Source organism: Flavobacterium sp. FlaQc-48 (assembly GCF_044007335.1).
Taxonomy (GTDB): Bacteria; Bacteroidota; Bacteroidia; order Flavobacteriales; family Flavobacteriaceae; genus Flavobacterium.
In genome coordinates, this window is record NZ_JBIPCR010000007.1 from 127,996 (window position 1) to 144,366 (window position 16,371).

The 16,371-nt window shown below is 39.2% G+C and carries 6 protein-coding genes and 1 pseudogene; all 7 read left to right on the forward strand.

Annotation, left to right across the window (positions count from 1 at the left end; translation table 11 throughout):
• Window position 1 precedes the first annotated feature (1 nt).
• On the forward strand, window positions 2-1,504 hold the full coding sequence (locus tag ACHRWY_RS13175) for a hypothetical protein (RefSeq protein ID WP_395355200.1): 1,503 nt from the start codon (window positions 2-4) through the stop codon (window positions 1,502-1,504).
• Between the two features lie 4 nt (window positions 1,505-1,508).
• The gene (locus ACHRWY_RS13180; RefSeq protein ID WP_395355201.1) at window positions 1,509-2,444 is read left to right on the forward strand and encodes a hypothetical protein; all 936 of its coding nucleotides are present in this window, start codon (window positions 1,509-1,511) and stop codon (window positions 2,442-2,444) included.
• Window positions 2,445-2,446: 2 nt separating this feature from the next.
• Window positions 2,447-6,424 (forward strand): hypothetical protein, encoded by a 3,978-nt coding sequence (locus tag ACHRWY_RS13185; protein WP_395355203.1) that lies wholly within the window; start codon window positions 2,447-2,449, stop codon window positions 6,422-6,424.
• A 17-nt stretch (window positions 6,425-6,441) separates the two neighbouring features.
• Window positions 6,442-7,860, forward strand: a complete 1,419-nt coding sequence (locus ACHRWY_RS13190; RefSeq protein ID WP_395355204.1) for a hypothetical protein — start codon at window positions 6,442-6,444, stop codon at window positions 7,858-7,860.
• A gap of 2 nt (window positions 7,861-7,862) precedes the next feature.
• Window positions 7,863-14,921, forward strand: a complete 7,059-nt coding sequence (locus ACHRWY_RS13195; RefSeq protein ID WP_395355206.1) for an SDR family NAD(P)-dependent oxidoreductase — start codon at window positions 7,863-7,865, stop codon at window positions 14,919-14,921.
• A gap of 17 nt (window positions 14,922-14,938) precedes the next feature.
• Entirely contained in the window at window positions 14,939-15,706 is a 768-nt protein-coding gene (locus ACHRWY_RS13200; protein ID WP_395355207.1) for an aspartyl/asparaginyl beta-hydroxylase domain-containing protein, read from the forward strand.
• Window positions 15,693-16,350 (forward strand): annotated as a pseudogene (locus ACHRWY_RS13205) (IS6 family transposase). The gene ACHRWY_RS13200 and the pseudogene ACHRWY_RS13205 overlap by 14 nt, the downstream one beginning before the upstream one ends.
• The last annotated feature ends 21 nt before the right edge of the window (window positions 16,351-16,371 follow it).

Sequence of the window (16,371 nt, forward strand, 5' to 3'; positions counted from 1 at the left end):
AATGAGTACCAGCATAATAACACAACCGGATACGATAGGAGCAGGAGAAATTCGTTTTTACGATTATATCCAGCCACCTTTACCCGCCGGTAACTATACATTAAAAGCAAAACAAGAGGTAAAAGGAGTAACTGATGATCAGGACCCTTTATACGCTTCTAACCAGCCATTGCTTGTTAATGGTCCGCGATTTAGTATTGAGCCTAGTGCAATACATACTTTATACCCTCCGGCAAATCAATTGGGGAATTACGACAATTCATTACCACATATGGTATTTAATAACTTTTCATTACCATGGTCTCGTGAAATTAATCCGCCAGTAACCGATGCAGAAAGGAAATTAAGATTTAACAAGGCTATGGGGGATCCTGCCGAAATAAACCAGATTCCCTGGATGGGGTTATTAACAGTATATCAGGACGACATAGATTTGGGTAAAGTACCTGCCATACCCAGAGTAATGACTGTAGAAGAAATGCTTACACCAACAGATAAGGTTTTATTGCCAGTATTAGGAAAAGTAACGAATGGCACCGATTCATTAACTGTAATGGATGTTGATCTTGATTACTTTCAGGCGATAGCACCTACAATAACCGAACTTCCTTTCCTTGCACATGCAAGGGGTGTAAATACAGGTGGGAAAGTGATGCTGGGCATGGATGACGATGGATGTTTTTCTGTAGTCATTGGCAACAGGCTGCCAAAAGGCGGAGATAAAAATTATATTTATTTAGTGTCTTATGAAGGGCATCAGGATCATTTGAGCCCTAATAAGATTACCGGTTACGATAAGATAAGACTCGTAATGCTTGGATCCTGGCAGTTTACCTGTAATGAGGCAAGAGCCAGTTTTAAGACGCTAATGTCCGATTTGTGTCTGGAAGGCAGAGGAGGCGTCAGCCTGTTACAAATGCCTAAAATACCAGATACAGATACTAATAAATTGGCAAAAGAAGCTCTGGAGATAAGTTATGTGCCACTGCAAAACAATATGCGTGAAGGGGAAACCTCTACTTCATGGTATCGAGGACCTATGGTTGCAGCACCTACACAAAGGAGCTTTGCATATGGCCCATACTTGTACAGTGACCATGCTATTCATTATGATCCTGAGTATGGATTGTTTAACCATGCCTATAGTTCGGCATGGCAAATAGGACGTTTACTGGCTTTATCTGATGGCACTTTTGCCAACGGTCTTTTTAGCTGGCGTAATGCTTATTTAAAAAAACTCACCAAAGAATCTAAAAACAAACAACTGAAGGCAAAAGCAAATATACTGGCTGCTGCCGAAGTAAAAGAACCAAACATAGTATCAGGTACACTCAGCCTGTTTACTAATAAATTCAGAGATGTTGAGTGGCCTGTTTTTGAAACCCGCAGGGAAAAACTCTTGGGGAATCATTTACCGGGAGTACTAAATGATCAGGAGGTTAAAACGCTCATTAAAAATGATGATGATCCGCTTTTAGAACTTGTTAAAAAACTAAAAAAATAATCTTATGAAATCCTGGGGAAACAGAAATACACTGCATGAATCTATGGTGAAAAATATGATGGCTGCATCTGCCGGAAATAAAGGTAGTGATGCACCAGAATTGCCAGATGATCTTGCACAATGGTTAGCACAGCTTACACTTTTATATGGAGTTCCAACAGAATATCTGATACCAGATCCACGATTGCTGCCTACAGAATCCCTAAGATTCTTTTTTCTGGACAGGAACTGGATGGACAGGCTTGTTGACGGAGCCTTAAGCACAGGGGTATTATCATCAAGAGATCAGGTGTTTACAGAAGCCTTTTTTGAGAATATATACACACAGGTTGATGAAGCCCAGATAAAGCTTAGATCTACACTTCGTAACGAACCTTCGAATATAGGTACTACTGGTGGAACTATCTCGGGTTTTATTTTTCGCTCACAAGTAGTTTCAGGCTGGCCGGGAATAGAGATCAATGCTTATCAGGGAGATAAACTTCTTAATATAGTAAGGATGGACAGGCTTTCGCCTAATGTATTGCTTTGTCTGTTTTATGGTGTTCCAGATAAGGTAGATTTCTCTGAGCCTGCTGAAGGTCTGCATTTTGGGATAACAAGAGAAAAAGGGACACAGAGCTTTGAAGTATCCATGAGAGGACTTGGATACCCATCGGAAGCAGTTCATCCTGCGGGAACGCAAATAGGAAGTATTACTGCAGCCGGAAAGTTAAGAAATGGAACTCAGCCGGGTGTTGTAGATATAGCCGGACTTGCAGATTCTATTACAAAGGTGTTGACGGCCAATAATGCTCTTGCAGATAATAAGCTTACTCCGGGTGGTTTTGCTATACAGCTAACCCAAGGGGCAGGCAGGCAGTCCTATCAGATAAAAGACGATTCAGGGAACCAATATCCACAGTGCAATTATACAATTAACAGTATTAAAACGATATAATTATGTCAGATTCAAAACTTTCACCAGTATGGCCGGGTCCTTCTGTTTTGGTACCTATGGCAACTGATATTTTGCTTATCGGTAACATTGATTATTACTCGCAGACTAAATGGTCCAGCGTAAAAGATAATTACTATAACCTTTATTGGCACCAACTGCCCGACCAGCCGGCTCCTTTTGGTACTAAAACATGCCCCGATGTTGGAATCCATATTATGTGGACGCTTCCCTTCAGCATGAGAAGGGGGACACAAAATACCGAGACTAATGAAATAGCCTTTCCTGATGTTCCTAACAGATGGTTGATTACCCGTTTTGAATATCCAAAAAATATAAATGATGATAAAATTCCTAATGGAGTCCCTATAAATGTTATTCCGGTTATAAAGGATAATGGAGTTAATGTGTTAAAGAGCGATGATCTTTTTAATATTGACGACGCCCCTGACAATTATAATCAATACCCATATCCGGAAGATAAGGACGGAACTCCGGTGAGGGGTATCGGAAAAAGCTATATACTCAAAGACTGGACCGGCGAAGCGACAGAAGGGAAATCATTTTTACAGGCTGTAGGTCCCGGCGATGTGTCATGGTCTGTTGCTTATGATAATGTAAGAAATGTTTTTTCACTGCATGACACCCCGGGAGATGATAAATCCATATTTACATATTCTATCGTGGGCTGGTATGCAAATCCTCAAGATGATATTTTAATCAATATGCCAGTAGGCAATAACGACATTTGGGAACAGGCATTAAGGGGCAAATATTCATGGTCTGTAGGTGATGGCACCGCTGATGTGGAAGATGCTGTTAATGCATGGTTGTACTGGCAAAAAGCGCATGGGCTACAGGAAGATTTTGATCCTGCATCCATCAACTTGCCGGAACAGGCTAAAAATGCAATACTGGCATGGCACAAGTGGCAGCAGGAAAATGGAGATATAACAGATCCCGCACCGTTAGCAACACAAACCCTTTGCCATTCTATGGTTGCAAACGTGGTTTGGGATGGCTATGATATTGCTTATGGGTCTGGAGCGCCTGGTGGGGGCACTACATTTCCTGATGTAGCCATAGGGTATAATTCTATTGAGGCCATATCTGCCTACATGGCAAATAAAGTAGCCAAAGAGCATGATCAGGAACCGTTTGTATTTGATATAGCAAGGGCACTCGAAGCCTTTCAAAAAGACCTCATTTTTGATCTTGACAAAGATCCTGTAAGAGTAGAGTCCACTTTACACAATTCCAGATTTGAAACTGCTTATGCGGGTCAGGAATGGATAGTGGTTAATGCAGAGCAGGGTGACAATGACACTGCAGAGACAGGAGGACAGCAAACAGTAGATCTTGATGAGAATGCTACAAAGGTGCTTACAAACCTTAATGTTTTACAAGAGGAAGTCAATATTCTTTACAGGCTTATTGCGAGCCAAAGGACAGAGTTGTTTTCTCTAACCCTTAAAAAAAATTACTTAGGAAGAAAGGTTACCACGGCGGTAAAACAGAGTATACAGGCAATTTCTGCAAATCTGGATTCCAATATTAAAGATCATAATACCAAATGGAATAAGGCAGCAAACGATGCAAAATCTTTTCAGCAGTCATTAGGCAAGGATTTTATAGTAAAAGCAGTTGACCAGGAAGCATTTGCCGCACCTAATGATCCTGTTATTATGGTAGCAGGGATTGGGCAGGATACAAAGCTGTCTGATCCAACAGAAAATCAGGATGGCAGTTTTTTAAATGTAAGGGTAACCGGGCAGACTGTATCTGCGATTGATGTAACTTATACTGTTGATAATGTACGGCAAACCCAAACAATTGGGGCATTAGAAATTTTGAATGCAGTAACAATGCCTTTATGGAATGCTATTCCTAAGGAAGTGATGGATTTATGGATTGAAACCTTATTACTGGACCAAAGCTGCGCAAGGCTTATAGCAACTGTATTTTTTAATAAATGCGGAGTTGCCAGCCCTTCCAACGAACAAATAAATCCGTTAGCTGAACAGGTAAGGATGCAGCAAACCATTATATGGAACGACCCTAAAACATTTGAGTGCCATGTACAAGCATTAGCCGATGTTGCTAAATTTAAAGGAGTGATTCCATCCGAAGTAGGAGTAGCTTACAGGACAAAACAACCCTGGTCTCCTATATACATGGACTGGAGTATACGATGGAGACCTTCTTCATTAGACGATTCACAGGAGCTTGCTTCTTGGAAACTGGGTGATATAGATTATGAATGGCAGGGTGACCACATAACGCCTATTCAAAATTTCCCTCCGTTTATGGGACGTGCTATTTTAAATGCCGATACTGCAAAAGTGATTCAGAGCAAGTTTGAGACCTTTACAACAGACTCCAATTATGATACATCAAAGATACCTTACTACATAAAAGAAGATCTTAAAATTGTTGCTAAGGAAATAGCAAATATTGACATACTAACGCAGTCAATGAGTGGATTATCAAAGCAGTTAACAACTATGCTAATGACTATAAACAATTATCCGGCAGACGATGATGTGATTAGTTTATTAGGAGATTCAAATTCAAATTTCAGGCCTGTAACCGGTAGCCTTGATGCTTCAAAACTGCAGCCTTTTTTCCCTATTCCTGCAGGTCATTTTGAAGTAATGGATATTTGGGTCGTTGATTCCTTCGGACAAATATTGAGAGGAGGCCAGCAATCTCCTATACCGGATATTTATTGGTCAGAAAGCCTTACCACTTCAAGCCCTGCTTATAAAGGTGATACTAAAAATTTTGGGCAAATGCCGCCAAGGCTGGCTCAGCATGCAAAAGTAAGCCTAAGTATGCTTCAAAGTGATAATGATACTATTAAAAGTAACTCTTCAGACCTTACCAGTCCTATTTGTGGATGGGTAATGCCTAACCACCTTGATAACTCATTAATGGTGTTTAATGCAGTTGGAGAAAATATGGGTGCTGTAATTAAAGTAGGACAGGAAAGCAGTAATGACCAGACAGGGCGCAGTTATAGTATAAGATGGGATGCCGTTCCCGGCAGTAATGCAGCATTAGGTGCTCCGCCAACATTATTTAATAAGCATTTGCAATCTTTTATTATACGACTTTTAGCCACCGCACCAGATGGTTCCGGATCTTATGATGACCTTATGTCTTCCATAGATGATTCACTTTGGACAATGGGAAATGTAGGCAATCAAAACGGTAACTTATCCATACTACTGGGAAGGCCGCTTGCTGTAGTACGTGCAGAATTAGATTTATCGCTTTCGGGCATGCCATTATTTAACCAAAGTTGGAGCGAAACAGGTAAATACTACAACCAAAATGGTGCTTATAAGCTTACGCTGCCTGATTTTTGCAATACACCTTTCAATATAAGAGTGGGTGATAGCAATGTGGATAGCAATGGAGTATTAGGCTATTTTCAGGATGATAATTATGATACCTTTTACTCTGTATATGGATCAAATGGGCAAACAGTAAGAATAAACGAATTATTTTCTAAAGCAAGTATGCCCAATAGCAAGCTCTTTAAGCTTATCGATGATGGTAAAAAAGTAAGGTATAAAACAGGCTATGTAAAAACCGACCATAAGGTCTCGCTTGGAGCCAACGATAAAACAGTAAAACTAACGCTATTGGTAGACCCTTCAGGAGATATACCTGTAGTCTCAGGCAGTTTGCCTTCCACCTCAACAAGCCTTCCAAATGGACCTGTATCTACAGCCTTAAATAATCTTAAAGCTACGTTTAGGGCAGGACCATTATTGCTGGATCCCGCGAGAATAAAAATGCCAACCCCGGCTGAGGTAAAAGGAAGCTGGTCCTGGATGGCAAGAAGAGATGTAACAAGCTGGAATGATGAGGTGGCTATACTTCCATCTACCCCGCAGGCTACGCTTAATTCTACAGCACCTTCACTAATAGAAGGATGGATTGTGCTAACGGGTTCTAACGCAACAAATAATTAACTTAAGCAAAGAAAGTAATGGAAAATTCAAGTATTTTACAATATTCTGTTCAACCTGATGAGGTTTTTATAAGCACTTCCACAGATCTTAAGCTGGTTATTACAAATCCGGTTAATGGTAAGCTTATCAATTTTACGGGAGGTCCCAATGGCGATAGTATTGACATTACGTTTCCTATAGGGAATACAGAGACAGATCTGGTAGAAACCTTAAATTTTAATACAAAAGCACCCACAGGCATTACTTGTGCAAAGTCGGCTTTTGGAAATTATTTTACGCTCAGGTTTACAAATAATTCGACAAAACTACAGCCGGGGCAACAGTTAACGGTAACGTTTCTGGCTGTGCCGATCAATTCAAAATGTAAACCTTCAACTCCGGCTGTCATAAAAATATCCGAGAATTTACAAAATGAACGTACTTCTACTGTAAATATAGATAAGCGCCCTGATAACACCTTAGATATTATAGCTTGGGTGAGTCCGTCAATAATAGCTTTAGGCCTTTCTGCTAAACTTTACTGGCAGTCTACTGGAGGTACGAAAGTAGTTGTAGGGCCTTTTAATAGTGGTGATAAAACATTCCCTGTGCAGGGGCCGCCGCCAAGTCCGGGTAATTGCAGTATCAATATACCTTCAACAACAGAATCTCAGCGAACGTATACCTTAACTTTATATACATCAGATCAACAGCATACTCAGGTTCCGGTAACATTAACGCAAAATCCTCCTCTTATAACTGCATTAACCAGTGATAAAAGCGGTTTTTTAAAAGTGGATGATTCCATGACACTGGATTGGTTTTTTTTATGGGGAACCTCATCGGCCATCGTTTCAAATTCGGGATTGCAGCTAAACAATCCTTTAACTGGTGTTACGGTTAATCCGGGCTATGAAGTTATGGAGTCCTACAGCAGCAATTATCAGAATATGCCATCTGTTATTTACTACGAACTGAATGTTAACGGCTTTAAAAATATGGACAGTAAACAGGTAAGTATAAATCTGGAAAAAGTACAAATGCTGTATTTTAAATATACTAAGAAGGATGGCAATGTATTAAGCAGAATAGCCAAAAGCTTTGATTGCCCGGGCTGGAAAGCTCAAAGGCTGGATATAAAAAACAATACACTGGCAGTACTTACTTTATATCAGCCCGGAGGTATCACCGAGGTATATTACCTCGGTGATGGAGATACAACCCATCCTCAGGTGCAGTATTTTGATTATACAAGCAAAGGCAATGGAATTTATGAATTATCATGGGTTACGGCAAATCTTGTTAAGTTGGAATTAAGTCCGGGAGAGGTTATCCCAACAACGGGAATTAAGTCAGGAAAACAAGATGTTAATCTTTCTGCTTCAACAACGTACATTTTAAAAGGTACTGCAGCCGATGGATCAGTAATAACAAGTCAGTTAAATGTAATAATTTAAGTATGAATAAAAATACTGTAGTTGATTTAGTAATAAACTATCCAGAAGAAAAAGGGGAACAAGTTGCCCTGATCTTTTTGGATGGATACGGTGTGGAGAAACAGCAATTTACATTTAATGCTCTTAAGGAAAACTGCCTGTATGTGGCATATAAGCTGTTACAGACTGTTAGTATCCAAGACACAATGCTCATAGTTATTGAAGATGAAGCCGATTTTGTCCTTGGTTTTTTTGGCAGTATGCTTGCCGGATACATTCCGGCACCATTGGCACCTGTTAGAAAATCAAGGAACGAGCATGGATATGAACGTTTATTGGAAATCATAAAAAGAGGGCAATCCAAAAGTATACTTATAGAAGATATACATTATAATCCTTTAATGGAAGTTCTGCAAAAGGAAAACAGAAGCGATGTTAAGGTGTTCACCATTGATTCGCTTAAAGGCAAAACAAATGCAGTTAAACTGCCAGCAATAAATGTAAATGATATTGCTTATATACAATATACTTCAGGATCTACTTCTGTACCTAAAGGGGTAATGCTTAAGCATAAGAATGTAATTAATAACATGGCAAAGATGCTTCGTGTTTTTGATCGTTCAGAATTGGTAAGGATTGCAGGCTGGATTCCCTTTCATCATGATATGGGGCTTGTCGGTCATTTATTTTCAGTATTATATGAATCGGGTTTTGGAGTCTTCCTGCCGGCACATTCGTTCATATCTTCACCCAATTTATGGTTGGAAACCATAAGCAGGTATCAGGCAAATACTTCGGCAGCGCCTACATTTAGTTTTGAGCATTGCGTACGCAAGGTTGATGAAAGTAAAGTACCCGACCTAAGTTGCTGGAAATACGCCTATGTAGGGTCAGAGACAGTATCATTATATATTCTGGACGAATTTTATAACAAGTTTAAAACAGCAGGATTTGCAAGAAGCACTTTTAAGCCTGTTTATGGATTGGCTGAAGCCACATTGCTGGCAGCAGGGGGAACAGACGGACTTCCGGAAGTAGAAAAGAATATTTTTTGGAATGAGCTGGGGCAAAAACAAAAAAGGCCTTTATTGCCGTACCGCATAAATAGTGAAGATACAATTAAAATTATAGACCTTACTACAGGCGAATTATGCAAGGAGGGAGTATCCGGTGAGATATGGATTGAGGGGAATTCAAATGCCGAAGGTTATTTAGATAAAATTCCTAAAGCAAATGAAGGAAATACACCTGTCAGGACAGGAGATACCGGTTTTGTTCTAAATGGCTTCCTGTACTTAACCGGCCGTGTAAAACAAATAATCATTATAAGAGGAGTTAATTATGACGCAGAAGATTTAGAGACCTGCAGCCGTTATAGGCTAACAGAACTTCGGACAAATGACCATACTATTTGTGTTTCCTTTATTGATGGCACAAAAGAAGAATTCTATGTGTTCCAGGAAGTGCACAGGCACACCAACAGAACAGAATTAGATAAAATAGCTTTTCATATCAAAGCGAATCTGGCAGAGGGGTATGGTATATTGCCAAACAAAATAATATTTGTTGCACAGGGGCTTATCCCTAAAACAAGCAACTATAAAATAGCAAGAACAGAATGCCTGGACCAATACCTATCGGGTAAAATGCAAGTAATACATACTACAGCCGAAGATCCGATAGAAAATGAAAATGCAATTGATGATCCGGTGGTGATAGTGGGTATGGCATGCCGTTTTCCTGGTGGGGCCAATGATCTGGATAAATATTGGGAACTATTATCTAAAGGTGTTGATGCCGTTACGGAGGTTCCGCCAAGTAGATGGAATAATGATATTTTTTATGATGAAAGACCCGCTGTTCCGGGAAAAGTAAATACAAAATGGGCAGGTTTTATTGATAAGATTGACCAGTTTGATCCTGCACATTTTGATATTTCTGCTGCCGAAGCCCCAGAGATAGATCCACAGCAAAGGCTGCTAATGGAAACTTCATGGAGGCTTCTTGAGAATGCAGGAATTAAAAAAGCAGATATTGCCGGTTCAGGCACAGGGGTTTTTATAGGTATGTCTACCAACGATTATCTGTATATGAAAATAAAATTAAGCCCTGGTATGGAAGGATTTAATGCTTATTCCGGCCTTGGCAACTCTAATAGTGTAGCCGCCAACAGACTTTCTTATTTTTACGATTTTAAAGGACCCAGTCTAACAGTAGATACAGCATGCTCTTCATCTTTGACAGCCTTGCACTTAGCGGCACAGGCTATTTTAAATGGTAACTGCACACAGGCTATAACAGGCGGAGTGAACGCCATATTATCACCAGGCCCTACAATTACGCTATCTCAGTTTGGGATGATGTCACCGGAGGGACGATGCAAAACATTTGATGCGAGTGCCGATGGCTATGTAAGAGCTGAAGGCTGTGGACTCGTAATGCTTAAAAGAAAATCGGCAGCTATAAAAGACGGAAATAAAATACTGGCAGTAATAGCTGCAACTGTTTCAGGACAGGATGGGCGCAGCCCTGGAATTACTTTCCCTAACGGTAAATCACAAAACTTGCTTATAGAGCGTACATTAAAAGCTGCAGGCCTAAAAGGTAAAGATATAAGCTATGTTGAAGCCCATGGTACAGGCACGGCTTCGGGCGATCCTATAGAAATGGAACAAATAAGAAAGCAATACGGTACGGGCACAAATGCATGTCATGTGGGATCTGTTAAGGCAAATTTAGGACACCTTGAAGCAGGAGCAGGTATAGCGAGTGTTATCAAGTCGGTACTAATGTTGCAACACAAACAAATACCACCTCAAATACACATAAAAACATTAAATCCGCAAATACAATTAGATAATACCCGATTAAAGATTGCGAAACAGTTGACCGATTGGGATACTGATCAGGTTCGAAGGGCCGCCATAAGTTCTTTTGGATTTGGGGGATCCTTAGCACACATTATTTTATCTGAGCCAGAAAAAATAGCAGAGACAGTTGAAAGTGAATCCTATTATGACCATGCACAGCGTCCGTTTATTTTTTCTGCTACGACAGTACAGGGATTGGTAAACCAAGCCGGTGTTTTACTGGAATGGCTTAATACAAATCATGGAATGTCTATACAGGATATTTGCTTTACACAGTCAAAATCTAGATCCGACTTAAAATATCGCAAGTATTTTATGATCAATTCTATACAGTCTTTAAAAGATAAACTTACTGATTTTATAAATTCTGATCAAAATAGTAAAGCAATCTCTCCTTTGGATACATGCTTCCTGTTTACTGGACAAGGCGAGCATTACCTTCATATGGGCAGGACATTATACCTTAGGTTTCCTGTATTTAAATCGGCTTTTGACAGATGTGCCAAAGTTGTAAATGATGAAATAGGCAATAATTTTAGTCTGGCACATCTTGCTTTTGAGGAAAAAGATACATCCTTCTGGCTGGATAAATACATGCAACCTATTCTTTTTGGTGTACAATACTCACTTGGAATATTATGGCAGGAATGTGGGGTAATGCCTCATTATTTAGTGGGACATAGTCTGGGCGAATATGCAGCTGCCTGCCTTTCAGGATGTTTTGAGCCCGAAACCGGAATGGCAATTTTGTTAAAACGTGCCAGTCTTATTGAAACACTTAGCGATAAGGGTATGATGGTAACCATTTTTGCTGACTCTCAAGAAGTTGCTAAAGTAATGGATAAAGAACATGTTAAAATTGCTGTTATTAACAGTGACAAAAAAACAGTTGTTTCAGGAGAAGTGGCAGCTGTCGCAAAAGTAGTGGAGTATTTTAGAGAATTGGGCGTAGATACCTATCATCTTAAAACATCACATGCATTCCATAGCCATCTAATGGAACCCATTGCACAAGAACTTGGTGAATATATTAAACTATTTAGTTTTAAGCAGCCCGAGAAGAGATGGATATCTTCTTTAAAAGGAAAAATAATGGATGAAGCGCCTAATGCTGATTATTGGGTAGAGCATCTGCTTAATACAGTGAATTTTAAGACGGCGGTAAATTTGCTTCCTAAAGATGATAGCATCCATTTTATTGAAATTGGCCCGGGTGCTAGTACTCTTGTAGCAGTTAATGATACATTGAGCCTAACCAATGCAATGTTATTAAGGTCATTGAATGTTAAAAAAGGGGATCGTACAGAGGATTACTTTTTCTATGACTCGATAGGCAAGTTTTATCAGTCGGGAATAAATATAAAATGGGACGCTATTGTAGAAGGGCGTGCTTATCCAGATCGCTTACCTGGGCAGAAATTTATGCACAAATCCTACTGGATGGCCGGAATAGATGCCGAAAGACTCTCTGAATTTGCTACTCCTTCACAGGGAGCGACGGTCTATAAGCCTGCTGTTAGTAATGATGAGACGTTAGTTACAGATACCTATCGCCTTAAATGGAAAGAAGTCTCAGATTTTGCACAAAAAAGTGTCAGTCTGGCGAAAGATACTAACTGGATTATAATAGGCGAAAGCAATGCTTTTGTTGAGAGCCTGTTACAGGAATTAAAAGACAATAAAAACGAAATTTTTTGGATAAGAGCCCAAACAGAAGGTACTTTTATTAATAAAATTAAGCCGGAGTTTACTGTGACTTCTAAAACAGAAACCAGCGAATGGGCCGATATTATTGATAAAATAGTGAACTTTAAAAGCCGTGATGGCAGTAAAGACTGGAAACTGGTCTTTATAACACCCGGGAATGATATAATAGATACTGAATTTGATATACCTTCTCTTGAGTATGGGGTTAGCAATGGTACTGGATTGCTTATACCTTTAATGCAGGCACTTAAAAAGAATGCCCTTGTTTTACCGGTATGGGTGGTTACGGCACAGTCGCAGTATATTGCCCAGCAACACAATGTTATAAACCTAAAGCAGGCTCCGGTTTGGGGATTTTCAAAAACCCTGTTTCTGGAACATCCTGAATTAAGGGGAGGGCTAATAGACATGGATCTGGAGACAGCTCCATCCATCATCCTGCATAAAATAACTGCTCCAAGTACTGAGCGCAGTATTGCCATACGGGAGGGTAGACACTATGTTGAATATATTGCTCCGCAGGAAAAAGCCGTAACCCGTACAGATGCAAAACTGCGAGCCGATGGTGCATATATTATTACAGGAGGTTTAGGAGGTTTAGGCTTAAAATGTGCCAACTGGATATTAGATAAAGGAGGTAAACATCTGGTATTGATAAGCAGGAAAACAATTCCGCCGGTTCATCTTTGGCCAACTATTACTGAGGACAGTCCGGAGTATACTACTATTCAGCAGCTTTTAGTATTACAGGATAAAGGTGCTACAGTTGAAGTAGTCTCTCTGGATATAAGGGATACTGAAGAATTAGGACAATTGTGTAAAGTACTTAACAGCAAAGGTATACCTATACGTGGAATTATCCATGCGGCTGGAGTAAACTGGTTTGGCAAGGTAATGAATCTGGACAGGAGTCACTTTTTAGAAACACTTAAAACAAAAGTTTCATCGTCATGGGCATTGCATCAGCTAAGTTTAACAATGGATTTAGACCTGTTTATACTGTTCTCATCGGTTTCTGCCTTATGGGGATCGGTAGAATTAAGCCATTACACAGCAGCAAACCATTTTATGGATATGCTAAGCCTTTACAGATGGCAACAGGATTTACCCTCCTTAAGTGTAAACTGGGGCCCGTGGGCAGAAGTAGGTATGAGTGCCGAAGAAAGAGAGTCTGACTTGCTTAAGAAATTAGGATTTAATTTAATGCATTCAGATGTAGCTTTAGCAGCTATGGAAAGGGAATTGGTTTTAAATGCACCACTCTCGTTGATTGCCGATATTGAATGGAAGAAATTTGGCACTTTTATAGACTTTTCATTACAGCCTTCCCTTTTCTCAGAAGTTTCTACATATGATGAGGAAGAAAAAAATCTTATGAGTGGCAACATTAAGTTAATACTGGAAAGCAGTCCTGAACAGGCAAGGGAATTAATTGAGAGTGCTGTTAGGATTAAGCTCAGAAATGTGATGCTTATAGAATCTTTTGATAAGATTGAAGGCGACCAGCGATTTAACTTTTTGGGTATGGATTCGCTTATGGCAATACATTTTGTTGTAGAGCTGGAGCAGTATTTTGGCTGTCAGCTTCCTAATACTTTAGCTTATAATTATCCAACCATTAATGCGGTAAGTGATCATATATTTTCCCTGGTATATAAAGTGTCGGAAAATGAGCAGGAAAATATAGTTGCAGAGGATGTTGAGGAATCGGAATTAGTACAGGCAAAAGAAGTAGAGACAAAACCCGATACCTTATTTAAGGTAATAAAAAGTGCAACTACCAAGATAAGGCTAAAAATATATTGTTTCCCTTATTTGGGTACAGGTTCATCGGTTTATGAAAAATGGGCTGGTATGTTTGGAAATGATGTAGAGTTAATTGCCATACAGCCTCCCGGACGAGAAGAGCGAAGCAATGCAAAACCGTTTGGTTCTATGCAGGAACTAATAGAATCTTTACTGTTTCATTTTAAAGAGCCTGAAGATGACTTTATATTTTTTGGGCACAGCTTTGGTGCGCTTATGGCTTATGAATTCTATACAGCTCTAAAACAACACAACAAGAAGCTGCCCTTTAAATTGTTTCTTTCTGCCTGCGAAGCACCACTAAAACCTTCAAACAGCAGATTGCATGAGTTGTCTGATACTGAGTTTATTGACGAAATTGTGGTTAAGTATGAAAATTCAAAAGATGTACAGTCAAGGAAGAAAGCGCTTAACGGCAATGCTTCATTGGTAAGGGCAGATGTAAAAATACTCGAAACCTATATTTCAGGTAAAGAACCTATCGATATCCCGCTGGCTGTTATTGCAGGAATTAATGATCATATTGCCGGGATTGATCAGGTAAAAAGCTGGATAAGTCTGTCCAGTAATAATTTTTCCATTCATTATATAAACGGAGGCCACGAACTGATTAAAGATCACAGCATTGAAATAGTTGAAATAATTAAAGAAGGTATAAATTATATCAATGCTAATGGATATAACTGCTTAGAAAATTAATATTATTACATAACATCATGAAACCTGAAATTATAAACGAGAGAAAACCATGGTACAATTTTGGAGGAGGACGTTACATGGGCGACCAGCCTTTCTTTTATCAACGTGAAAAATTACCGTGGACAAAAATTATTGAAGATAATTGGGAGGTTATCAGAGACGAAATTGTTGGGCTAATGATAGAGAAACCCCAAAACCTTAAGCCTTATTTTATTAATAAAAGCATGTCGTTTCCTCCTAAAAAATGGAAGACCATGGGTATTTATTTCTGGAAGTTTGTAATAAAGGAAAATTATAAAAAATGTCCAGAGACTGTAAAAATATTAAAAACCATACCAAGCCTTACTTCTTTTTCATTAAGTGTTTTAGAACCGGGTTCAAATATTAATCCACATCAGGGCGATACAGATGCAATTATACGCTGCCATGTAGGTATCGATATACCAGGTGCTCTGCCCGATTGTGGCTTTCAGGTAGGCACAGAAATAAAGCCGTGGGCAAACGGAATAACCTTGCCTTTTTGTGATGCACATACACATACTGCCTGGAACCACACTACTCAAAAACGTCTTATACTTATTCTGGATGTGATGCGTGAAGAGTATGTTAAGGAGCAAAATTCAATTTGCGCGCATGTATTAGCTTCTTCAGCTATTCAGATGATATATCAAAAATATCCCTTTTTTAATAAAAGAAGCGGATATGTCAAAAAAGGACTATACCATTTTATTAGAATATTTGTATTAGGTTTTTTACCCGTACAAAGGTTCTTTGCATTTTTGTAACTCCTATACAAAATCCTTTCAGGCAGTATATTTCAAATTAAGATTTACACTTAGTTACCGGGATGTTGAAGAAATAATGCAAATTAGAGGATTGATTGTGGATCATGCCACAATTCAGCGCTGGGTTTATAAGTTTACACCTTTGATTGAGGCAGAGATGAAGAAGAGAAAAGGCAGATTGGGTACGAGTTGGTGAATGGATGAGAGGTATATTAAAGTAAAAGGTATTTGGTGTTATTTATATAGAGCAGTAGATAAATTAGGCAATACAGTAGACTTTCTTTTGACCAGAAAAAGACAGAGAATGAGCGGGTAGTTATTTCTAATTAAAGCAATTAGTAATATACTACAAGCCAAGAGTAATAAACATTGATAAAAGTGGCTCTAATACTGCCGCTCTCAAATTCTATAACAAGCGTTCGTTCCCAAGGATTAAAATCCGACAGTGTAAATAGCTCAACAATATTGTCGAACAGGATCATCCTTTTATCAAGTAGCGCATACAAAACGGATTGGGTTTTAAAAGTTCTGAATCGGCCAAACGAACTTTAAGCGGAATTGAAGTTGTAGATATGCTGAGAAAGAATCAAATGGTTGGACCAGTGATATGCATGTTTAAATCATTCTGTAAATTGGCATGCTGACTTTTAAATTACTTAATTACT